Here is a 22,474-nt window from a genome sequence, read left to right on the forward strand (position 1 = left end):
TTTATGGTTTAATACGTTGATGCAATTCTTGAATCGATGTCACCTTAGAACGATTATCAGCATTATGAGCCAAGCACGTTGCAAATGCACCATTGAGGGTCGTCGAATAATTCACTTTTTCTTGCAAAGCTGCACGGCGCAACTGTTTCGAATCCAAGATCGCTTGGCGTCCTTCGGTGGTGTTCACCACGTAAGTATATTCGCCATTTTTAATTCGATCATGGATATGCGGCCGCCCTTCATGCACTTTGTTGACTAATCGCGGATAAATACCCGCTTCGCCAAGTGCAACTGCGGTACCGTGTGTTGCATCAAGCTCATAACCCAACGCTTGCAGTTTACGCGCTAACTCAACTACACGTCTTTTATCGGAATTACGCACCGATAATAATACCCGTCCGACAGTTTGGTTATCATTGCCAATACCAAGCTCAGCTTTTGCATAAGCTTCAGCAAAACTTTCACCAATCCCCATAGCTTCACCGGTTGAACGCATTTCTGGACCTAAAATTGGATCAACACCAGGGAATTTATTAAATGGGAGTACCACTTCTTTCACGGAGAAATAAGGTGGGATCACCTCTTGCGTAAAGCCTTGCGCACTCAGACTCTGTCCCACCATTACCCGAGCAGCAATTTTGGCAAGCGGCACGCCCGTTGCTTTGGAAACAAATGGGACGGTTCGCGCAGCCCGTGGATTCACTTCAATCAGATAGATATCCAACCCTTTCACGGCAAACTGAACATTCATCAACCCCACTACACCGAGTTCTAATGCCAAAGCTCTAACCTGCTCGCGCATTTGATCTTGAATCGAATGACTCAGTGTATAAGGCGGTAATGAACAGGCCGAATCACCCGAGTGGACACCCGCTTGTTCGATGTGTTCCATAATCCCGCCAATCACCACGAGTTCACCATCACACACCGCATCAACATCAACTTCGATAGCATCATCAAGGAAATGATCCAACAACACAGGCGACTCATTGGAGACACTAACCGCTTCATTAAAGTAACGACGTAAATCAGGCTCGTCATACACGATTTCCATAGCCCGACCACCTAACACGTAGGAAGGACGGACCACCAGCGGATAGCCAATGACTTGCGCTTTAGAAACAGCATCCGTTAACGCAGTGACCGTTGCATTTTCAGGTTGTTTTAAACCTAAACGATCTACGGCTTGCTGGAAGCGTTCACGATCTTCTGCGCGATCAATCGCATCAGGTGATGTACCAATAATTGGCACCCCAGCCGCCTCCAAGTCACGGGCTAGTTTTAGTGGTGTTTGTCCACCATATTGAACAATCACGCCAACAGGTTGTTCAACGCGCACGATTTCCAGTACATCTTCAAGGGTAATCGGTTCAAAGTACAACCGATCAGATGTATCATAATCGGTTGAAACCGTCTCTGGGTTACAATTCACCATAATGGTTTCATAACCATCCTCGCGCATTGCCAGCGCAGCGTGGACGCAGCAATAATCGAACTCAATCCCTTGACCAATACGGTTAGGCCCACCACCAATAATCATAATTTTTTTACGATCAGATGGATTAGCTTCGCATTCATCATCATAACTTGAATACAGATAGGCCGTATTGGTTGAAAATTCCGCCGCACAAGTATCAACCCGTTTATAAACAGGCAAGATCTCAAAGCGCTGCCGCAATTTACGAATTTCACCCTCACCCACGCCAGTTATAGCGGCCAAACGAGCATCACTGAAACCTTTACGTTTAAGCCGACGCAATGCTGACTCAGTGAGTCCGGTAAAACCATCTTTAGCGGCCGTAGCTTCATCAAGGATCAGATCTTCAATTTGTACTAAGAACCAGCGATCAATTTTAGTCAGTTGGAAAATCTCATCGACACTCATCCCGGCACGGAACGCATCACCGATATACCAAATACGCTCAGCACCAACGTCTGTCAGCTGATGGCGAATAATGCTCATCGCGTCAGGGGCGCTTAAATCGACTTTCGGGTCCAACCCAGCTGCACCGACTTCTAATCCACGCAGCGCTTTGTGCAGCGATTCCTGTTGGTTACGACCAATGGCCATCACTTCTCCAACTGATTTCATCTGCGTCGTTAGACGGTCATTACAACCGGCAAATTTTTCAAAGTTAAAGCGGGGGATTTTGGTAACAACATAGTCAATGGCTGGCTCAAACGATGCGGGTGTACGCCCTCCCGTAATGTCGTTTTGTAACTCATCTAAGGTGTAGCCGACCGCTAATTTAGCCGCAATTTTAGCAATCGGGAAGCCGGTCGCTTTTGAGGCGAGCGCTGATGAGCGAGAGACCCGTGGGTTCATCTCAATGATCACCATCCGACCATCATCAGGATTAATCCCGAATTGAACGTTTGAACCACCCGTTTCTACGCCAATTTCGCGCAATACTGCCAGTGAGGCATTACGCATTAATTGATATTCTTTGTCCGATAAGGTTTGCGCGGGAGCCACCGTGATGGAATCCCCAGTATGCACACCCATGGGATCAAAGTTTTCAATGGAACAGACAATAATGCAGTTATCCGCTTTATCGCGAATAACTTCCATCTCGTACTCTTTCCAGCCGATTAGGCTTTCATCAATCAGTAACTCACTGGTGGGTGATAGATCCAGCCCACCGGCACAGATCTCTTCAAATTCATCTTTATTATACGCGATCCCACCGCCGCTTCCGCCCATGGTAAATGAAGGACGAATAATACAGGGGAAGCCCACCTCAGCAAGCACCTGGTTTGCTTCGTCCATATTATGAGCCATCCCAGAGCGTGGGCATTCAAGGCCAATGGCACGCATCGCTTTATCAAAGCGAGAGCGATCTTCTGCTTTATCAATCGCATCAGCCGTCGCGCCAATCATCTCAACCCCATATTTGGCTAAGACACCATGGCGCTCTAAATCCAGTGCACAGTTAAGTGCGGTTTGCCCACCCATGGTAGGTAGCACGGCATCGGGCTGTTCTTTTTCTATAATACGCTCAACCACTTCCCAATGAATCGGCTCGATATAAGTGGCATCAGCCATATCCGGATCGGTCATGATCGTGGCAGGGTTAGAGTTCACCAAGACAACTCGAAACCCTTCCTCGCGCAGTGCTTTACACGCTTGCGCACCGGAGTAGTCAAATTCACAGGCTTGACCAATCACAATCGGGCCAGCGCCTAAAATAAGAATCGTTTTTAAATCATTACGTTTTGGCATGTCTAGTGTAATCCTCGCTTAAGCTGAGTGAGTCAGACGAGACTTATCAATCAACTCGATAAAATGGTCAAATAGGGGCGCGGCATCATGTGGACCAGGACTTGCTTCAGGGTGCCCCTGAAAACTAAAGGCTGGTTTATCGGTCCGGTGTATCCCTTGTAATGTCCCATCAAAGAGCGAAACATGAGTAATTTTAAGATTTTTCGGCAAGGTTGCTTCATCGACGGCAAACCCATGGTTTTGCGCAGTAATCATCACTCGATTAGCGATCAGATCTTTCACTGGGTGGTTGCCCCCATGATGACCAAATTTCATTTTCATCGTCTTTGCGCCACTAGCTAGCGCGAGCAATTGATGACCGAGACAGATGCCAAATACCGGTATAGATTTTTCTAAAAAGACTTTAATCGCAGCAATGGCATAATCACATGGCTCAGGGTCACCCGGACCGTTAGACAGAAAGATCCCATCAGGATTAAGTTTGAGCACTTCTTCAGCGCTAGTTTGCGCTGGAACGACCGTCAATTTACAGCCGCGATCAACCAGTAAGCGTAAAATGTTGCGTTTTACCCCAAAATCGTAGGCCACAACATGGTATTGATAGCTATCTGGCTGAGCAAACCCCTGCCCTAAATGCCAACTGCCTTCTTGCCAAGTGTAAGATTGTGCAGTCGTGACTTCTTTGGCTAAATCTAACCCTTTAAGCCCACCAAACTCGAGCGCTTTCGCTAACCCTTGTTCACTGGAAATATGATCATCTGCAATAATGCAGCCACGCTGCGCCCCTTTTTCCCGAAGGATACGAGTGAGTTTGCGGGTATCAATATCAGCAATGGCAACGACTTGTTTTTCTTTTAAATAATCGCTTAAAGATTGGGTTGAGCGGAAGTTACTAGCTAACAGGGGGAGATCACGGATAACGAGGCCACTAGCGGCAATTTGGGATGATTCTTCGTCTTCAGGGGTTGTTCCGTAATTTCCTATATGTGGGTAAGTAAGAGTAACAATTTGGCGGGAATATGAAGGGTCTGTAAGTATTTCCTGATATCCGGTCATCGATGTATTAAAAACGACTTCCCCAATGGCATAACCACCAGCACCAATAGCGGTTCCGTGAAATACAGTTCCGTCTTCTAAAACCAGCATTGCTGACTTGCTCAAGGCAACCTCCTAAATAGAGCGTCGACACGTATACATGAGCGTAATGCTCAAGCTATGAAATTCTATAAAAATCTGTGAAAATTTGGCAAATTGCGCGGACTATACATGAATAATACTCAAAAATCCATAGCTTATTCCTACCTTATTAGCTATTCATCCATCGCCCTAATAATACGAATTCTGCAAGTCAGTGTACCACAACACACTTGAATTTAAATTCAATATATTAATATAAATAATCAATTCATTAAGAAGCATTCTAGGGCTCTGATATCCATTTAAACAGAGCAAACAACCGCATAAAAAGCATCAACACGACAAAATCTATCTAAAAAAGCAAGTACGACTTCGAAAAAGTAGTGCAATCATAGAGTAAAATCATATTTTCATCTCTATCAATATGCTAAATTCCCCACGCCCGAAATTATATTGATAAAAAAGATAAACGTACGATCGACAAAAGATCCGCGGGTCATTGCAACGTCGTCATTTACACCATCAAAGATGGTCATTGCAGTGATCATCAGAAGCACTCATCGGCTCAACGATGAGCAAACCGGTCACGATCGTGGGATATTTAATGGATGATCTCATCTGTTATATCGGTTTATCTAAATTTGCCAAAGAGCACCGTTCCTTAAGAACCAAAGGGATAGCGATCATCAGTGATATATACGTTGGGTCAATCTAGTGGAAAATTGAAACACACATTTTCTATTTTAAACACAACACAAACGAGGTAAGGGAAGTGTCTAAAATCAACTCTTTGATGGGCAACATCGGCTTTCAAGTCGTCATTGCTATGATTGTCGGAACGACTGTTGGCGCTCTCATGGGCAATCAAGCAGCTATATTTGCACCATTAGGAACTATCTTCATTAACCTAATTAAGATGCTTGTCATTCCATTAGTTGCCGTTGCGCTGATTTCTGGTGCAGCGGGTTTAGGTCATAGCTCAAATGCAGGTAAAGTCGGTCTAACAACCCTTGCCTATTTTGCTTTAACATCCGCAGCTGCGGTCGCTCTTGCTCTGGTGATGGGAGTCATTTTCAAACCAGGTTTAGGCATTGACGTCTCTGGTGTCCAAGGCATGTTTTCCACTGAATATGCAGCGCAAGGCAATTTGCCGACCTTCTGGCAAACCATCACAGGCATGATCCCAACCAATGTCTTCAAATCTCTCAACAACGCCAATATTCTGCAAATTCTAGTGTTCTGCCTATTTTTCGGCGTAGCACTCGCAAAGCAACCTAAAGAGCGTCGTGAACCAATCACAAACGGGGTCAATACAATTGTTGATTGTTTCGTGTGGATGATAAATAAAGTGATGATTATCGCTCCGCTTGGTGTATTTGGTCTCATGGCAGAAGCTGTAGGCACCTTCGGGTTTAGCGCGTTAACCGTGGTGCTAAAACTCTTCGTGGTCTATGTTTTGGCAATCCTCATTTTTGGTTTTATTGCTTACCCGCTGATGATTCAATTGTTCACTAAAACATCAGCAAAAAAATTCATCTTAGCGATGAAAAAACCGCAAGCAGTCGCGCTGTCTACTGCATCATCGATGGCAACGTTGCCTGTCAATATGGACACCGTTGAAAATGAACTTGGGGTGAAAAACTCGACAGTTGCATTCGTGCTACCACTGGGGGCAACAATCAACATGTCAGGCAATGCAATTTACTATGGTTTAGTTGCCATTTTCTTTGCCCAATTGTTTCACATTGATCTTTCTATGGGCGCTTATATCGCAATCATCCTGACATCAACACTCGGCGCGGTAGGTCAAGCCGGCGTTCCTGGTCCATCGTTTCTGGTAGTAGCGGTTTTATTAGCCGCGGGCATTCCAATCGAAGGTCTCCCGCTGTTATTTGCTCTCGACCGCATCTTCGACATGATCCGCACCGCACTTAATATCACTGGCGATGCGGCCTGTGCTCTGATTGTTGATGCGTTAGTTGAACAAGAAGTACAAGTCGAGCTGCAAAACCAAGAATCTTAGCCAGCTCATCTCTTTTAGCAAAAAGTCGCTCAATTGAGCGGCTTTATCAAGCGCGATTCAAGGCGCAATAGTTTACATCGTGCAGTCAGGTTCATCAGATAGCTGAGTTCATTGAACGTAGATATTCGCATATCAAGCCAAATTGCAATATAGTAACCACAGTGTTTAATTCCAGTTAAATAAAATTACTTTCTCACAAACAGGATAATCTCATTTATATAGTCATTTTAGGAGTAAATCATATTACTTCACAGCTCAAATCTTATCTATTTATCAATACAACCTTGCATCAACTTAGCTAATTATTAACAATGACCTCGATAAAACATCCAAGCTAGATAGGCTAATGGCCTACACATGCCCTATTTTATAAAATTTTATATTATTCAAATAATATATTGACAATATATAATCTAATTTGCTTAATAAAACAGCATAATAAAAATACATATCAACACAACATATGAGCCTCAACCGCTCAATAACATGGAAAGTATTGCTTATGAAACAAATGAAGCTCCTGCCACTAGCGCTGCTAGTGGCGTCATGCTGCGTTTTCGCGCAGCAGCCCAAGGTGTTAAAATTTGCCGGCGATAGTTCGCCGCGAAATCTTGACCCCATTCAATCGGGTACGCTTTATGCCACTGAGGTTGTCTCCGCAATTTACGACACGCTCTATCAATATAAATACCTGCAACGCCCTTACCAATTAGAGCCCGATCTTGCTGCAGCAATGCCACAAATATCTAAAGATGGACTCACTTACACATTCACCATCAAAAAAGGCGTCCATTTTGCCAACGACCCAGCCTTTGCTAATGGCAAAGGGCGTGAAGTCACCGCACAAGATTTTGTCTATTCAATAGAACGCAATTTTGATCCCAAAAATCGCTCGCAAGGCACATGGCTGTGGTCAGGTAAAATTGTAGGATTGGACCAATGGGCTAAAGATGGCGCTGACTATAATAAACCGGTCACTGGCCTCAAAGCACTCAATCGCTATACCATTCAAATCAAGTTAACGCAGCCTTACCCACAGTTAATGTATTCACTAGCAATGCCCTTCTCATCAGTTGTTCCTAAAGAAGCTGTGGATAAATACGGTAAAGAATTTGCCATTCATCCGGTTGGTAGTGGGCCATTTGAATTAGTCTCAACTAACACAACGAAAACGGTGTTGGTTCGTAATCCTAACTATCGTCATGAAGTCTTCCACCTCAAACAAGAAGGATACAACCCTAAAACACAAGCTCAATCAGGCGTCGCTGAATTGGATGGTAAAACGCTCCCTATCGTTGATCGCGTTGAAATCAGTTGGATCCCAGAGATTTCAGCGGCATGGAACTCATTTACCAAAGGTAATGAAGTGGTCAACGCCGGGGTATCTAACCAATATATGGATCAAGTCTTAGCCTCACGCGATCCGGTTAAACTCAAACCCGCCTTTGCTAAAAAGTATCATTATCGAGTTAAACGCGAAGAGGGCTTTGTCTATAACACCTTTAACTTTAACGACCCAAATTTAGGCTACTCGAAAGACCCTAAAGTCAACGCGCAAAATAAAGCGCTGCGCTGTGCCATCATCAAATCATTTAACTGGCCGCAGCGAATTAATCGCTTCTATATGGGAATGGGTCACGCTTATCCTGGCTTTATCGTCCCAGGAACCAATGGCTATGATCCCAAGCTCAGCAAAGCATCAGTGACACAAGATATTGCGGGTGCTAAAAAACTGCTTAAGCAATATGGTTGGAATAAACATAATCTACCCATGATCATCTATCCATCCACGGCCACTGTGGAAGATCGACAATTCTATGAACAATTTCGGGGAAACCTGTTAGAAATAGGTTATCCGAAAAACAAAATTAAGATGAAAACCTATGCCACCTTTGGGGATTTCAATCGAGATTTGACCAATAGTAAGACCATGATGGCACCCATGGGATGGAGCCTAGACTACCCCGATGCGCAAGATACACTGCAGCTCTTTTATGGCCCATTCCACTCACCAGGTGCTAACGCGGCGAACTACAACAACCCCAAATACAATGCGTTGTATGAAAAGTCGGCGAGCATGCAACCCAGCCCTGAACGTACTGCGATTTACAAAGAGATGAACAAAATCTTAATCAATGATTGCGTCGGTATTGGCTCATTCTCTCGGACAGGGATTGCACTGTGGCATAAAAATGTTGTGATGTGGCCGAATGCATTTGCCGGTAATATTTTCAAATATATCGATATAAAATAATCAGTTAAAGCATCAATCATCAAAAATAGGGCACGTCACATTGTGTTCTATTTTTTTCCATGGTTATAATCAACCGATGGTTGAAAAAAGTACCTCTTCATGGCTGCGTTTACGCAGCCATGAATCGTTGTGCAGTACATCGCCTACAGCGATGTATGTATTTTGCTGAGAGAAGGTGGTATATATAACACTTCACGGCTAAATTGGCATAAATAACTATTTAAATATTTATAAGCTATATTTAATTTTTAGAAATAAAACATTGACAACATAAAGTCTAATTTGCTTAATATCGTAAACAAACAGATTGCATTATTTGCATAGACAACATCAATGAGCCCTGAGAGCTCACAGAACAAGGACAGTGGATTTATGAAACTTCTTAAGTTACTCCCTCTCGCAGCGCTGGTGGCATCCTCCTGCGCGTTGGCGAATACGCCAAAGGTATTAAAAATATTGGGGGATAGCGCACCGCGAACGCTTGATCCAGTCCAATCGGGGACTATGTATGCCAACGAAATTGTGACCGCCGTTTATGACACGCTTTACCAATACAAATATCTGAAAACCCCATTCCAGCTTGAGCCCGATCTCGCGACAGGTATGCCAACCGTATCGAAAGATGGTTTAACCTATACCATTAAAATAAAAAAAGGGGTCCATTTTATCAACGATCCCGCCTTTGCTGATGGGAAAGGTCGTGAAGTCACTGCCCAAGATTTTGTGTACTCATTAGAACGTAACTTTGATCCTAAAAACCGCTCACAAGGAAGCTGGCTGTGGGCTGGAAAAATTGTAGGGCTCGATCAATGGGGTAAGGATGGTGCCGACTACAGTAAACCAATTGCAGGCCTAAAAGCGCTTGATCGCTATACCATCCAAATTAAGTTGATTAAGCCTTATCCGCAGTTGATGTACACCCTTGCAATGGGTTTTTCAGCCGTGGTACCGAAAGAAGCGGTCAAGAAATATGGGCGTGAATTTGCCATTCATCCAGTGGGCAGTGGCCCTTTTGAAATGGTTTCAACCAACACCACTAAAACAGTATTAGTGCGTAATCCAAATTATCGCCACGAAGTGTTTAATCTGAAACAAGAAGGCTATGACCCTAAAATTGAAGGGAAAGCAGGTCTTGCAGAGCTTGAAGGGAAAACACTGCCAATTGTCGACCGTGTAGAAGTTAACTGGATCCAAGAATCTTCTGCGGCTTGGAACTCCTTTACCAAAGGTAATGAAGTCGTCAACGCAAGTTTACAAAACGATCAAATCGATCAGGTGTTAGCGTCTAAATCACCCGTTACACTTAAACCTGCCTATGCGAAAAAATATAACTATCGTGTTACCACCGAAGCCGGTCTAGTCTACAACCTGTTCAACTTTGATAACGATTATTTTGGCCACTCGAAAAACCCTAAAACTGACGCACAAAATAAAGCACTGCGCTGCGCCATCATCAAATCATTCAACTGGCCACAACGGATCAGTCGCTTCTACCTAGGGCTTGGCCACGCATATCCTGGCTTTATTGTCCCTGGTACTGATGGTTTTGATCCAAAAATGGATAAAAGCTCTGTTACACAAGATATTGCCGGTGCGAAAAAACTCCTCAAAGAATATGGTTGGAATAAACATTCCTTACCTGTGCTGACTTATCCTGCCATGGCATCAGTGAAAGATCGGCAATTTTATGAACAGTTCCGAGGCAACTTGATTAAAATTGGTTACCCGAAAAATAAAATTAAGTTAAAAACGTATGCAACCTTCGGTGATTTCAACCGCGATGTGAAAAACAGCAAAACCATGCTGGTTCCGATGGGATGGGGTTTAGACTACCCAGATGCACAAAATACGTTGCAACTGTTTTATGGTCCGAACCGTTCACCAGGTGCAAACAGTGCCAACTATAACAATCCAAAATACAATGCGTTATATGAAAAAGCAGCTGACATGCAGCCAAGTCCAGAGCGCACCGCCATTTACAAACAACTTAACAATATACTTGTGAATGACTGTGTCGGTATCGGCTCGTTCTCACGCACGCATATCTATTTATGGCATAAGAATGTCATTATGTGGCCTCAGACTGATTTCTTAGGCAACTACTTTAAATATGTCGATGTAAAGAAATAGGTCCCTCATGGATTCATTGAAATATTCTCTGCGGAAGCTGTTGTACGGCTTCCCCCTTTTATTCGGGGTTACGTTAATTAGTTTTGTACTGATGGTCTATTTTGGCCCCGACAAAACTTATGATTTATTAGGTCGTAATCCAACGGCTGCACAAATTGCAGCCATTCACCATCAGCTTGGATACGACCAACCCTTTTGGGAACGTTATATTCACTACCTGCATCAGATGATTACCTTTAATTTTGGTTATTCTGATTCAAGTGGTGAAAAAGTAACAGCCATGTTGTCACGGACTATCCCAATTTCCGTTGAACTGATTATGCCTGGCTTTATTTTAGGCAATGTAGTGAGTTTGGCACTTGGGTTATTGGCGGCGAATAACCGTGGTAAGTGGCTTGATAAGTTAGTGATGTCCTCATCGGTGGTGGGGATGAGTATCTCGTATATCATCATCATCATCGCGATGCAGTTAATTTTCTGCTCGAGTTATGGATTAAACTGGTTTCCAGTGTATGGCTGGGAAGTTCACTCCCTGCCTAGTTATCTCTATTATGTGACAGTACCAACACTGTGTTCAGTATTCGTCTCAGTGGGCTATAGCACCCGTTTTTATCGCGCTATTTTAGTCGAAGAGATGTCTAAGGATCATGTGCGTACAGCGCGCGCCTTTGGTCACTCACCACTGCGTATATTAATCAAACACGTCTTAAAAAATGCACTCATTCCAATTATTACGACCATTGTATTTTCAATCCCGTTTATGTTAGTTGGTGGTGCATTGTTATTAGAAACTTTCTTTGGTATTCCTGGTGTTGGGCTTATAAGTTACAACGCGATCACCACAGGTGACTTACCCGTTGTCAAAGCGATACTTACCTTAACCACCTTGCTCTTTATTGTCGTGGTTAGTATTGCAGATGTGCTCTATAAGCTTGTTGACCCACGTATCTCGCTAAAATAGGACGTTGTTATGACTGATATTGTAAATATGCCAGAGCAACAGCCAAAGCTTAAACGCGAGTCGCTGTGGAGTAAGGCATTTAAAAAATTTTCCCATGACCGCATCGGATTGATTAGCCTATTCGTGGTGTTAATCTATATGGGAATCGCGATTGCTGTTTGGCTCGGATGGCTTGGCAATGGTTGGGATCAAATGATCACCAACGGCTACCAAGGCCCGAGTGCGGCCCACTGGTTTGGAACCAACATCAATGGCCAAGATATCTTTGCACGGGCGATGTACAGTACTAAAACAGCCTTTTCGGTAGGGATTATTGTTGCCTGTAGCGCAACGTTCATTGGGGCAATTACCGGCGCTTTAATGGGCTATTTCAATAGCACAGTTATTGACGAGTTCATTATGTGGATCATGAACTGTCTCGATTGTATTCCTTTCTATCTGCTCGTTGCCGCGATTGCTTTTGCACTTCCCGACAACACGTACTCGATGCATATTGCGATGACCGCCACCTTCTGGACAGGCACTGCAAGGGTGGTTCGTGGTGAGATGATTAAACTCAAAAATATGGAGTTTACAGAAGCAGCACGAGCTTTAGGGGTACCCACCTATAAAATTATCTTCAAACATCTACTGCCAAATACTTCTCATATTATCTTAGTCAATATGTCGTTATTGTTTATCTCGGCCATTAAAGCTGAAGTTATTTTGAGTTTCTTAGGCATTGGGGTGAAAAATGGTATCAGTTGGGGGTTAATGCTCGCTGCCGCAGGTGGTGAAGTAACCGGTGGGCATTTTTGTAACTTCTTTGCAGCATCAGGGATGTTATTCGTATTAGTATTGGCCTTCAATATGTTCTCCGACTCTCTTCAAGATGCACTGGATCCAAGGACTGTTTAATCATGACGACTCATCCATCTTCAACGCCGCTGCTCAAAGTGGACAATTTAGCCGTTGATTTTTCAACTGACAAAGGCGTTGCTCGAGCTATCAATGGGATTAGCTTTGAAGTCATGCCGGGTGAAACACTGGCCATCGTTGGTGAATCGGGGTGTGGCAAATCAGTAAGTTCACTGGCGGTCATGGGGTTAATTCCCTCACCACCAGGTCGCATCGCCGAAGGCAGCATTAAGTTTCAAGGTAAAGAACTGGTCGGATTAAGCCATAAAGCGTATCGACAAATTCGTGGCAATGAGATCTCCATGATCTTTCAAGAGCCGATGACTGCGCTCAATCCCGTGCTTAAAGTCAGCACCCAGATGATTGACGTCATCCGAAACCATACTCAATGTTCAAAACGAGAAGCACTAAACAAAGCCATTGAAATGCTCGAAATTGTCGGCATTCCATCGCCAGAAAAGCGTGTTCATGTTTATCCCCATGAGCTTTCAGGGGGGATGCGTCAACGGGTGATGATCGCGATGGCCCTCTCATGTGGCCCCAAACTGCTGCTCGCTGATGAGCCCACTACGGCGTTGGATGTCACCATTCAAGCGCAAGTGATGCGGGAGTTAGTTCGTCTCAAAAAAGAGCTCGAAATGGCAGTTGTGCTCGTCACCCATGATTTAGGTGTGGTGGCAGAATCATGCCAACGTGTCGTGGTGATGTACTGTGGTGAAATTATTGAGCAAGGACGCGTCGATGAGATATTTTCCAACCCACAACACCCCTATACGCAAGGACTGTTAGCGTCTATTCCAGTGGTTCGTGATAAAAAAATTGCACGCTTACCAACCATTGAGGGTGTCGTACCTGATCTATTTAGCTTGCCAAAAGGGTGTCGATTCTCAACCCGCTGTCCCAAAGCCACATCCAAATGCCATGAAAGTGCTCCAAGGTTAAAAGAAGTATCAGACGATGGTGTACCATCAACGGCTCCGCTTGGCCACCAAGCGGCCTGCTTCTATGCTGAGGAGGTTAACGCATGACACAGCAGAAAAGTTCAACCTCATCCGAAATGGTCCGCGATGAGGTAATTTTAGAGGTTAATCACCTCACTAAAAACTTTATCATTGGCAATAGTTTTCTCAAACGTAATCGCGCCGTCTGTAAAGCGGTCAATAATGTCAGCTTTAAAATCCGAAAAGGTCAAACGCTGGGGATTGTTGGCGAATCAGGCTGTGGCAAGTCAACCTTAGGACGTTGTATTTTACGCCTTATTGAACCGAGTGAAGGTGAAATCATCATTGATGGCAAAAATATTGTCGAGATGAACGATGCGGAGCTTAAGGCCATGCGCAAAGATATGCAGATTATCTTCCAAGATCCATTTGCATCACTCAGTCCGCGCATGACCATTCACGATATTTTGCGTGAGCCGCTCGATACACATAAGGTCGGTACAGTCGCTGAACGTGAGCAAAAGATTGCCAGCGTGATGAAGATTGTGGGCCTTCGCCCTGAAGCGCTCAATCGTTATCCCCATGAATTCTCGGGTGGACAGCGTCAACGCATTGGGATTGCGCGCGCTTTGGTACTTGAACCGAAACTAATTATCGCAGATGAGCCCGTGTCAGCCTTGGATGTTTCAGTACAAGCGCAAGTACTTAACTTAATTGCTGACTTGCAAGAAACTCGCGGCATCTCATTTGTGTTTATTGCCCATGACTTGGCCGTGGTTCAGCATATTTGTGATGATGTGGCGGTGATGTATTTAGGACAAGTGGTCGAACAGGCGCCTGCCGAAGAGCTGTACCGTAATCCGCAACATCCCTACACGCAATCATTGCTTTCAGCCATTCCAGTACCTGATCCGACGCACCATTCAGAGACAATCATTTTAGAGGGAGACGTGCCCTCACCGCTCAATCCACCAAGCGGCTGTACGTTTCGCACTCGTTGTCGTTATGCAACGGAGCACTGCGCGCAGGTTAAACCTCAATTGCAGCAAACGATTACATCACCCGATCAAGAACATTTTGTCTCTTGCCATCTAGTGAGCTAGCCAGCAATTGTCGCACTTATTAAAAAAGGATAGTCAGTATTCACTGTCTATCCTTTTTATCACATTTATTGTATAGACTTAGACACGTAGTTTATCAATTCCCAACACATCACCCATGCCATACAAGCCATTTTTCTGGCCACTGAGCCATACGGCCGCTCGCACAGCCCCTTTGGCAAAGGTCATTCGGCTTGATGCTTTATGGGTAATCTCGATGCGCTCACCCACATCAGCGAACATCGCAGTGTGTTCACCCACAATATCACCAGCTCGAATCGTGGAAAAACCAATGGCTTGACGATCACGCTCCCCGGTATGCCCTTCTCGGCCATAGACCGCGACATCTTTTAAATTTACACCAAGTGTTTGAGCAATGGCATCCCCCATCGCCAGCGCTGTCCCAGAGGGCGCATCAACTTTATGCCGATGATGGGCTTCGATAATCTCAATATCGGTATAATCGCCCATGACTTTGGCCGTCATTTTCAACAGCTCCAGCAAGACGTTGACGCCAACACTCATGTTAGGCGCCATCATAATCGCCATCGACTCACTAGCGCGTTGAATTTGCTCTTTTTGCCGCTCACTAAACCCTGTGGTACCAATCACCATTTTCTTGCCGGTTGCCAACGCCCACTGCAAGTTTTGCATAGTAACGTCAGGACGCGTGAAATCAATAATCACATCCGTACTGTCTTGCACGGCATCAAGGTTATCGACAATAGCAACGCCGTGTTTGCCAAGCCCTGCGAGATCCCCTCCATCTAACCCGACTGAATCTGCGCCTGGGCGCTCAATCAAGCCACCTAAGATGGTACTGTCATGGGCCAATACGGCTTCTTGTAATACTTTCCCCATACGGCCATTACACCCTACAATGGCGATACGCACCTGCGCCATAACGCTCTCCTCTGTTTTATCCATTCAAGCAATTTTTTAATTGAATAGTCACTGTGTATTGAACAGTTTTCTCACTCATTTTTATCAATATATATACGACTACCAGTCGACTCACTGCTGCCCAATCTTACCTTGTAAAGGCAGGCTGGCGTTGATCTAACGCCAGCGAAACCGCCAAGCACCTACAATTAGGCACACCGAGGTAAAAGCTATTACATAGACAAGTCCTAACCAATCGTGGCTAGTCATCGTACCATAGAGCATCTCTTGACGAGCACTGCGGATGATTTGCGTCAATGGCAACAGATCAGCCACCCATTTTAGCCAGTGCGGCGCCCCCTCTAAGGAGAACCACACTTGCGATAAAAACATCATCGGCCAAGAAATTAGATTCACTAAACCAGAGGTTAATTCCTCACTTTGGCTGCGACTCGCAATTAACAATCCGAGGCTGATCATTGAGGCGCCGCCGAGTGTAAAAATACCAAATAATAAGACTAAGTTGCCGCGCATCGTTAAATGCAGCAGCGTGGTTGCGGCCACAAACAACACAACGGTCACCACCATCATCAAAACCAACCTTGATAACACTTGGGCCAGCAAAAACTCAATAGGTTGAACCGGCGTCGCGCTCAAGCGCTTAAGTACCCCATTTTTGCGATATCGAACAATCGAGTATCCGACTCCCCATAGCCCGCTAAACATCACATTCATGCCCAGCACGCCAGGTAAAAACCAATCGATATAGCGGATCGGCCGAGATGCCAGCTGCGCACGGCTTAGAGGTTGATGCACCAAGCCTTGCAGTACCTTCTCAGCCATCATACTTTTTGGCGATTTCGGGTTGACCCAGTAGCGTTGATGGCTAGGGTCTACCAACAGATCTAATTGATGACGCGCCAAATGCAATTGTGCAGTTTTTGCATCACTGTAGTGATCAAAACTTAAATACGGCATCTGCCACAAATCTTGCCAAACGGGTGTCTCGACTTGTTTGCCTATCACACCAATTTGATACTGCACCTGTCCTCGACCAGAAAAGAATAAGGAAAAGCCAACTAATAGCGCTAATGGAAAGAGAATATTCCAAGCGAGCGAACTGCGATCACGTATCCCTTCTAAAGTGCGGGCATGAAATATCGCCCAAATTCGTTGCCACATACTAGCTCCTCAACCGCCGCCCTGTGAGGGTCAAAAATAGATCGTCCAGATTGGGTCGTTGCACTTGAATATCTGCTTGGGTTAATCCGACTGCTTTCAGTTGATCAATCTGCTTCTGCGCATCATTGGTTTTCCAGCGGCACCACCCATATTGATTCTCAAACTGTATTGCGAGCTTATCAAGCAAGTTGTGGTGTTCACTGCTGACACTCAGATATATTCCTGGCAGATGCTCATCTAATAGCGCTTTGGGGGTGTCACAGGCGATCATCTGACCATGGTCGATAATGCCTATCTCATCACACAGGTAATAGGCCTCATCCATATAGTGAGTGGTTAATAACACGGTTTTACCAGACGCTTTAATTTGTTCAACTAACTGCCAAAAGTTCATGCGCGCTTGAGGATCAAGCCCTGTGGTTGGTTCATCTAAAAATAATAGTTTTGGATCGTTAATCAGAGCAATGGCCAAAAGTAACCGTTGGCGCTGCCCGCCTGAAAGGTGGTGGGTATCTTGCTCACTGAACTCACTGAGTTGACAGCTTTGCATCAAAGTTTGAAGTGGCTGGGGGGATTGATACAACTGCGCGAACAGCTGCAACGTCTCTCGCACCGTAAGACGTTCTTGGAGCGCGGTATTTTGGAATTGGATCCCAATAGCTTGGCGAAACTGCCGATCACGTGGCTTGCCCTGAAATAAAATCTCACCGCTGTCGGGAGCCAAGACCCCTTCGAGCATCTCAATGGTAGTGGTTTTGCCCGCACCATTAGGGCCTAATAATCCAAAACAGCCACCGCTGCGCAGTGTAATATTCAAGCCATCGACGGCAACATTGTCGCCAAATCGTTTGGTCAATTGACGTACATCCAGAATTGTACTCATAACGCTCCCATATTCACCCACATGATATGAGAATATCAGATGTTCCCCCTCGATGGGCAAACACATTGGTGATCATTTACCCCTTAAAGGGTATTGATGTGTCGGGCTTAGGCGATGTTCGTTCTAATACGTTTTACTGGCGAAACGAGAAACGATGTATAGTTATTCGAAATCAGTGACAAGTGACAAAAAATAGAGTCTTATCAAAGGAACGCTTTGCCTAGCATTGAGCGGCAAAACTCCCCCTGAAAATCAATACAGCCTAAACCGAAAGCCGCCAAAAGGCGGCCTAAGCATGAGAATTACATTACACCTAATAATTCAACTTCAAATACCAGTGCTGAATAAGGTGCAATTGCAGCCCCTGCGCCTTGCGCACCATAAGCAAGCTCTTGAGGAATATATAATTTCCATTTATCGCCCACTTTCATATTTTGCAGCGCTTCAGTCCAACCTTTGATGACGCCATTGACTGGGAATTCAATCGGCTGACCACGCTTGACTGAGCTGTCAAAGACGGTGCCATCAACCAATGTCCCGTGATAGTGAACCTTCACTTTATCTGTTGCACTAGGGGTTGCGCCATCACCTGCGCTAATTACCTCATATTGCAAACCACTTTCAGTGACTTGCACGTCGGCGCGCTGAGCATTTTGCACGAGGAAAGTTTCACCCGCCGCTTTGTTCGATTTATGCTGCTCTGCTTGTTTGGTTTCGATGCGTGCGCTGATCTGCTCAAACGCTGCGGCAACTAATGATTCATCAACTGCAGGCGCAGCGCTTGTCATCACATCACGGATACCGTTTAACATGGCTTCAATTTCAAGCCCTTCAAATGCGGCTTGTTTAATCTGTTCACCGATCTGCATACCGTAGCCGTAGCTGGCCTGCGCTTCAACGCTGCTATATTGTTCGCTCATAGGTTATCCCTTGCGTAAGTTACAAAGTCTGCCAGCGTAACAAAAATAGCTATCGATTTCGCCTCTTTTTCATCGAGATGCCCTCAGTTAGGGGCTCTTGACTATCCTTTTGGTTTAAAATTAAACATATTTAGTAGCGAGTGAGCATAATGATCGGCGGTGTGTGTGCCCAAGTATCCAAGCTGCCAATTCTGCTCGATAAAGCGCAGCACCGAACTTTGGTCCAGCATCTGGTGAGCCACATAGTTATGTCGCGCCCAAGGTGAGATAAGTAAGAAAGGTAATCGAGGGCCATAACCGCCGCCACTCATCCCTTGCGGTGCATTCGGAGGAGTCACGTGATCATACCAGCCATTGGCATTGCTCCACACCAACATCACAGCGCTTGACTGCCACTGTTTGCTCTGTTTCAGATGCGCCATTAAGTGACGTAAAAAGCGCTGCTCATCCAGCGGTGACGATGCCCCCACATGACCATTTTGCGCATGATTTGGAAAAACAAAGCTCACTGCAGGTAAATGTTGCTGACGCAGCGCTATCCACAACCAGTGCAGATCATATTGATGATTCGCCCGATCGCTACGACCTATCAGTTTGGCACTAATGGGCGCAAGATGATGGGCATTCGCAGTGCGTTGAAAATACTGGAATGGATCGTCATTAGGCTGATAGGCAGCCACTAAAGACCCAGACTGATTTAACACTCGCTGTTTGAATTCCCCTTTGCTATTTGGCGAAAAACCACCGACAAAAGCACCCCAGCGAAGGTGTCGCTGATTAAGAAGATCACCAATATTACGCCCTTCAAAATGCACTTTGAAACGGCCATGGCTGGCATCATCATATAGCGGTGGGTTATTGCCAAGCAGTTGATCGGTGTAACTCACGCCGGGTAAGACTTTAGGCTCAACCCCTTGCGTTGTCGCAGCAATCAAATTAATTTGCCCAGTGGTCGCAGTCGAATAATTTGTAGCAAATAGATGATCGGCCATCGCGTAATGCTGCGCATATCCCCACAGAGCCTGCAAAGTGTTGCCATCATAATAACCCATCACTGACTGCGGAAAACAACCATCATCATTAATCGCGGTGGGCCCTTGATCTTCTTGCCAGATAAACATGTTATTTTGACCCGCGTTATAGGCTCGCTTTTGGGCGATGACGCCATAACCTAAATCACATGTCGGCTCACCTGGAGCCATACGATAAGGGTTGCTCAAATTGGGATTATGCTTTAATAGCTTAGGGGTAAAACCAGCCACTTTAGCGGTATTAGCTATTGCCTTAAAAGGCGGCTCATCCATATTATTTTGGGCATGAGGATAGATGCCAAAATAGCGATCAAAACTTTCATCTTGCAGAACGACCACGACCAGATGGTGAATAGGTGTCATGGTTTTCACACTCGGCAAGGTACTGGCATGCGCCCATGAAATGGCGCTCACTATCAGTGCACATGACCACCTTGAAACGCTTTTAATAGCCGCCATGTTTGCCTGTCCCTAAAAAATCAAATTGATAATGACGCGTAAATGGCTTCCACCATGGATAAACGCCAGGGCCAGCCTGTCGGATTAAAAATAATCCGTTCTTACTCGGCGGCGCATAGTAGTTAGTGACCAAATAATGTCCAGGTCCATCTAATTTAATGTTACACCCATAATGGGGGCCACCTTGAGCGACCATCGGCAGATAATCAGCTGCGTAACGCCACTGACTCCCCGCTTTGGTGACTACAAAATGGATCTGTAACCCAGGTATCCATGCTGTTGCGGGAAATCCTTGCGGATTACCTGGCAGTGCATGGACATCGGTTTCCAAATGGATATCAGCGTGTTTTGGAGAACCTTTGAGCATCGGCGACATAATAATCCCTTGGATATAGCTGGCACCAATTTTCATGCCGTCAATCCCCACATCGGGGCCAAACACCACATCCATCGCAAAAACATGAGCGCTCAAAGCGAGCAGCATTACCATCCAACTGATACGTTTCATGGCTGCTCTCCTTGTTGTAGCTGTATCTGACTCAGCTGCCCTTGGTTATTGACATAAAAGCGATAATGCTGTGTAAATGCATGCCACCAAGGCGCAACACCCGTGGCTTTATCAATATGCCGATAAAAGCCATTGACGACAGGCGGTTGGTAATAAATAGAGAGCTGATAGTTACCCGCACCATGAAAATAGATATCTCTTCCATATTCTGGGCCATCAGAGGTTAATCGCATGGCTAACACCGCCTGTTGATGCCAATGGCTTTTCTCTTGCGTGAGCGTATAGCTCAGTTGACAAAAGGGAATAAAGTCGTTGGTAATAAAACCATTGGGGTTATAGGCCTGCGCGATCAAATGGCTCCATAACACCACATGACTGCGCTCACGGCGCACGCCCACTGAGATATGCATCCCATCTTGATCGAGGGTATTAAAGAGCGTCTCAGTACCAATAGATTCGGCGTGAATAGCGCAGCTGATATTCATCAATCCCACGAGTAGACCTAGACAATAAATGCGCATTGAATTAAACCTGTTCTCAAATAGATAGTGCCGGAAAAATGCTCCAGCCAGTGGCTAACACAAGACAAAGACAACCGCTTAATAAAACACTAAATGCCGCGATAGCACGAAGTGGACTCAAATTCTGTTGACGCAGCCAACGCTGTCCATGCAGTAGATTAAAGGCCAATGCAGCACCAACCAACACTAATAATAATGGCCTCTCGCCCCCACCAAGCTCACTTTTAAGCGAAGCAAACAAAGTGCTACCAAGGCCTAACAAGATGCATAACATCGCCATTGGTGCAAACTGATAACCAAATTCGCTTATACGCTGACTCATCAATAAATGCCGATGCCCCAAAAGCCTCGCACCAGCCATCGCCCCAAGCGCCAGCAAACCGGCTAAAATCAAAGCGCAAAGCAACATAAAAATGCCAATCGAAATCATATCAAGCCATAAATAGTGCTGATTTAAAGCGCTACTTTGCTCCATCAACCAGTTTGGTCCAGGTTGCAACCATGTGTACCATTGGTGTGATAACGCAAAGTGCCCCAGCCACTGCCGTAAGCTGACATAAATGGGTGAGCTACTCCAAACAAAACCGGCGACCGCAAGCCCAGGGGCTAACCAGATAAACCAAAGCTCAGAAAAACAAGGCGCGTGCTGCTCAATATGCTGAATTTCATCGCCGATGGGGCGCACTTCGATGGCCATGCCGCCACGTTTTTGTGGTGTCACGCAGCGCATACATTTGATGCAATGCCGAGAGCTTTGCTTAGTGCGAAGCTCAATCCCTGTCGGACATAATCCGTCAATACGATAGCCTTCGGTATCACCGTGCGGCTGTTTGGCCATTACGTTCAACTTACCTAACCGCGAAAATACTCCCAACACTGAGCCAATAGGGCATAAATGTCGACACCAGACCCGTCGCCCTTGACTATTATGGGAGCCAAACAGCAATCCGCAGCCGATGGCCAACACAAAAATAATTGCAAATAGAATGGCGGCCGAATGCAGGTCGTCACGCACATCTAAGGTTTGCGCCCAGATGGTCACCCAAACAAAACTTAACGCGGTGGTTGCGGGGTGTTTAACCCATTGCGGTAGACGCACTCGCATCCCAATGTGGCTGGCCCATTCACTCATTGCTCCTAGTGGACACAAGACACCACACCAAAGCCTTCCAACCAATAACACCGATAATAAGGTTCCCGGATACCACAGGGCCCACAGCACCCATTCACTGAACAGCTGCGCATTATTCCAAGGCGTTTGCCAAATGTACTTAGGGGCTTGGAAAAATAGCGGGATCACAAGCAGCGCAGCTAAAGCGACTAACATCAATAGTTGCCAATAAAGACTATAGTGAGCAAATTGTCGCAGGCGCAAACTTAACGATTTTTCAGAGGCGTAGGTCATAGTTAATCTTCATAAAA

17 protein-coding genes are annotated in these 22,474 nt (G+C 45.4%); 7 read left to right on the forward strand and 10 right to left on the reverse strand.

Annotated elements, in window-relative coordinates; all coding sequences use genetic code 11:
• Nucleotide 1 precedes the first annotated feature (1 nt).
• Both carB and carA read right to left on the reverse strand, forming a co-directional pair.
• Complete coding sequence (gene carB, locus ABUE30_RS04785) at nt 2–3,223, reverse strand: carbamoyl-phosphate synthase large subunit (protein WP_408622569.1); 3,222 nt, start codon at nt 3,221–3,223, stop codon at nt 2–4.
• An 18-nt stretch (nt 3,224–3,241) separates the two neighbouring features.
• Nucleotides 3,242–4,369, reverse strand: a complete 1,128-nt coding sequence (carA, locus tag ABUE30_RS04790; protein ID WP_408623182.1) for a glutamine-hydrolyzing carbamoyl-phosphate synthase small subunit — start codon at nt 4,367–4,369, stop codon at nt 3,242–3,244.
• A 784-nt stretch (nt 4,370–5,153) separates the two neighbouring features.
• Between carA and ABUE30_RS04795 the strand changes: the two genes are divergently transcribed.
• From ABUE30_RS04795 to ABUE30_RS04825, 7 genes are all read left to right on the forward strand, one after another.
• Entirely contained in the window at nt 5,154–6,383 is a 1,230-nt protein-coding gene (locus ABUE30_RS04795; protein ID WP_408623183.1) for a dicarboxylate/amino acid:cation symporter, read from the forward strand.
• A gap of 502 nt (nt 6,384–6,885) precedes the next feature.
• Complete coding sequence (locus ABUE30_RS04800; protein WP_408622571.1) at nt 6,886–8,637, forward strand: ABC transporter substrate-binding protein; 1,752 nt, start codon at nt 6,886–6,888, stop codon at nt 8,635–8,637.
• Nucleotides 8,638–9,009: 372 nt separating this feature from the next.
• Nucleotides 9,010–10,767, forward strand: a complete 1,758-nt coding sequence (locus ABUE30_RS04805) for an ABC transporter substrate-binding protein (protein WP_408622572.1) — start codon at nt 9,010–9,012, stop codon at nt 10,765–10,767.
• A gap of 7 nt (nt 10,768–10,774) precedes the next feature.
• Nucleotides 10,775–11,728, forward strand: a complete 954-nt coding sequence (locus tag ABUE30_RS04810) for an ABC transporter permease (protein ID WP_408622573.1) — start codon at nt 10,775–10,777, stop codon at nt 11,726–11,728.
• Between the two features lie 9 nt (nt 11,729–11,737).
• Entirely contained in the window at nt 11,738–12,625 is an 888-nt protein-coding gene (locus ABUE30_RS04815; protein WP_408622574.1) for an ABC transporter permease, read from the forward strand.
• Between the two features lie 2 nt (nt 12,626–12,627).
• Entirely contained in the window at nt 12,628–13,653 is a 1,026-nt protein-coding gene (locus tag ABUE30_RS04820; RefSeq protein ID WP_408622575.1) for an ABC transporter ATP-binding protein, read from the forward strand.
• Nucleotides 13,654–13,682: 29 nt separating this feature from the next.
• Nucleotides 13,683–14,669 carry an ABC transporter ATP-binding protein gene (locus ABUE30_RS04825; protein ID WP_408623184.1) on the forward strand — a complete coding sequence of 329 codons (987 nt, stop codon included), beginning with the start codon at nt 13,683–13,685 and terminating at the stop codon, nt 14,667–14,669.
• 78 nt (nt 14,670–14,747) lie between these two features.
• Here the strand turns inward: ABUE30_RS04825 and dapB are convergent, their stop codons facing one another.
• From dapB to ABUE30_RS04865, 8 genes are all read right to left on the reverse strand, one after another.
• Nucleotides 14,748–15,569 carry a 4-hydroxy-tetrahydrodipicolinate reductase gene (gene dapB / locus ABUE30_RS04830; RefSeq protein ID WP_408622576.1) on the reverse strand — a complete coding sequence of 274 codons (822 nt, stop codon included), beginning with the start codon at nt 15,567–15,569 and terminating at the stop codon, nt 14,748–14,750.
• A gap of 156 nt (nt 15,570–15,725) precedes the next feature.
• Entirely contained in the window at nt 15,726–16,730 is a 1,005-nt protein-coding gene (locus tag ABUE30_RS04835; RefSeq protein WP_408622577.1) for an ABC transporter permease, read from the reverse strand.
• Between the two features lies 1 nt (nt 16,731).
• The gene (locus tag ABUE30_RS04840; protein WP_408622578.1) at nt 16,732–17,613 is read right to left on the reverse strand and encodes an ABC transporter ATP-binding protein; all 882 of its coding nucleotides are present in this window, start codon (nt 17,611–17,613) and stop codon (nt 16,732–16,734) included.
• A 302-nt stretch (nt 17,614–17,915) separates the two neighbouring features.
• Entirely contained in the window at nt 17,916–18,533 is a 618-nt protein-coding gene (locus tag ABUE30_RS04845) for an FKBP-type peptidyl-prolyl cis-trans isomerase (protein WP_408622579.1), read from the reverse strand.
• Between the two features lie 101 nt (nt 18,534–18,634).
• Entirely contained in the window at nt 18,635–20,023 is a 1,389-nt protein-coding gene (locus tag ABUE30_RS04850) for a phospholipase C (protein WP_408622580.1), read from the reverse strand.
• The gene (locus ABUE30_RS04855) at nt 20,010–20,531 is read right to left on the reverse strand and encodes an iron transporter (protein WP_408622581.1); all 522 of its coding nucleotides are present in this window, start codon (nt 20,529–20,531) and stop codon (nt 20,010–20,012) included. The genes ABUE30_RS04850 and ABUE30_RS04855 overlap by 14 nt, the downstream gene beginning before the upstream one ends.
• Nucleotides 20,528–21,052, reverse strand: a complete 525-nt coding sequence (locus ABUE30_RS04860) for an iron transporter (protein ID WP_408622582.1) — start codon at nt 21,050–21,052, stop codon at nt 20,528–20,530. Before ABUE30_RS04860 ends, ABUE30_RS04855 begins: the two co-directional genes overlap by 4 nt.
• A 16-nt stretch (nt 21,053–21,068) precedes the next feature.
• Nucleotides 21,069–22,457 (reverse strand): 4Fe-4S binding protein, encoded by a 1,389-nt coding sequence (locus ABUE30_RS04865; protein ID WP_408622583.1) that lies wholly within the window; start codon nt 22,455–22,457, stop codon nt 21,069–21,071.
• Nucleotides 22,458–22,474 lie beyond the last annotated feature (17 nt).

The organism is Celerinatantimonas yamalensis, assembly GCF_046054155.1.
Lineage (GTDB): Bacteria > Pseudomonadota > Gammaproteobacteria > Enterobacterales > Celerinatantimonadaceae > Celerinatantimonas > Celerinatantimonas yamalensis.

Coding starts and splice junctions, on each gene's coding strand:
- ABUE30_RS04825 (WP_408623184.1), top strand. CDS start 13,683: ATGGTCCGCGATGAGGTAATTTTAGAGGTTAATCACCTCACTAAAAAC.
- ABUE30_RS04840 (WP_408622578.1), bottom strand. CDS start 17,613: ATGAGTACAATTCTGGATGTACGTCAATTGACCAAACGATTTGGCGAC.
- ABUE30_RS04865 (WP_408622583.1), bottom strand. CDS start 22,457: ATGACCTACGCCTCTGAAAAATCGTTAAGTTTGCGCCTGCGACAATTT.
- ABUE30_RS04800 (WP_408622571.1), top strand. CDS start 6,886: ATGAAACAAATGAAGCTCCTGCCACTAGCGCTGCTAGTGGCGTCATGC.
- ABUE30_RS04795 (WP_408623183.1), top strand. CDS start 5,154: ATGGGCAACATCGGCTTTCAAGTCGTCATTGCTATGATTGTCGGAACG.
- ABUE30_RS04810 (WP_408622573.1), top strand. CDS start 10,775: ATGGATTCATTGAAATATTCTCTGCGGAAGCTGTTGTACGGCTTCCCC.
- ABUE30_RS04820 (WP_408622575.1), top strand. CDS start 12,628: ATGACGACTCATCCATCTTCAACGCCGCTGCTCAAAGTGGACAATTTA.
- carB (WP_408622569.1), bottom strand. CDS start 3,223: ATGCCAAAACGTAATGATTTAAAAACGATTCTTATTTTAGGCGCTGGC.
- ABUE30_RS04845 (WP_408622579.1), bottom strand. CDS start 18,533: ATGAGCGAACAATATAGCAGCGTTGAAGCGCAGGCCAGCTACGGCTAC.
- dapB (WP_408622576.1), bottom strand. CDS start 15,569: ATGGCGCAGGTGCGTATCGCCATTGTAGGGTGTAATGGCCGTATGGGG.
- ABUE30_RS04855 (WP_408622581.1), bottom strand. CDS start 20,531: ATGAAACGTATCAGTTGGATGGTAATGCTGCTCGCTTTGAGCGCTCAT.
- ABUE30_RS04815 (WP_408622574.1), top strand. CDS start 11,738: ATGACTGATATTGTAAATATGCCAGAGCAACAGCCAAAGCTTAAACGC.
- ABUE30_RS04835 (WP_408622577.1), bottom strand. CDS start 16,730: ATGTGGCAACGAATTTGGGCGATATTTCATGCCCGCACTTTAGAAGGG.
- carA (WP_408623182.1), bottom strand. CDS start 4,369: ATGCTGGTTTTAGAAGACGGAACTGTATTTCACGGAACCGCTATTGGT.
- ABUE30_RS04805 (WP_408622572.1), top strand. CDS start 9,010: ATGAAACTTCTTAAGTTACTCCCTCTCGCAGCGCTGGTGGCATCCTCC.
- ABUE30_RS04850 (WP_408622580.1), bottom strand. CDS start 20,023: ATGGCGGCTATTAAAAGCGTTTCAAGGTGGTCATGTGCACTGATAGTG.
- ABUE30_RS04860 (WP_408622582.1), bottom strand. CDS start 21,052: ATGCGCATTTATTGTCTAGGTCTACTCGTGGGATTGATGAATATCAGC.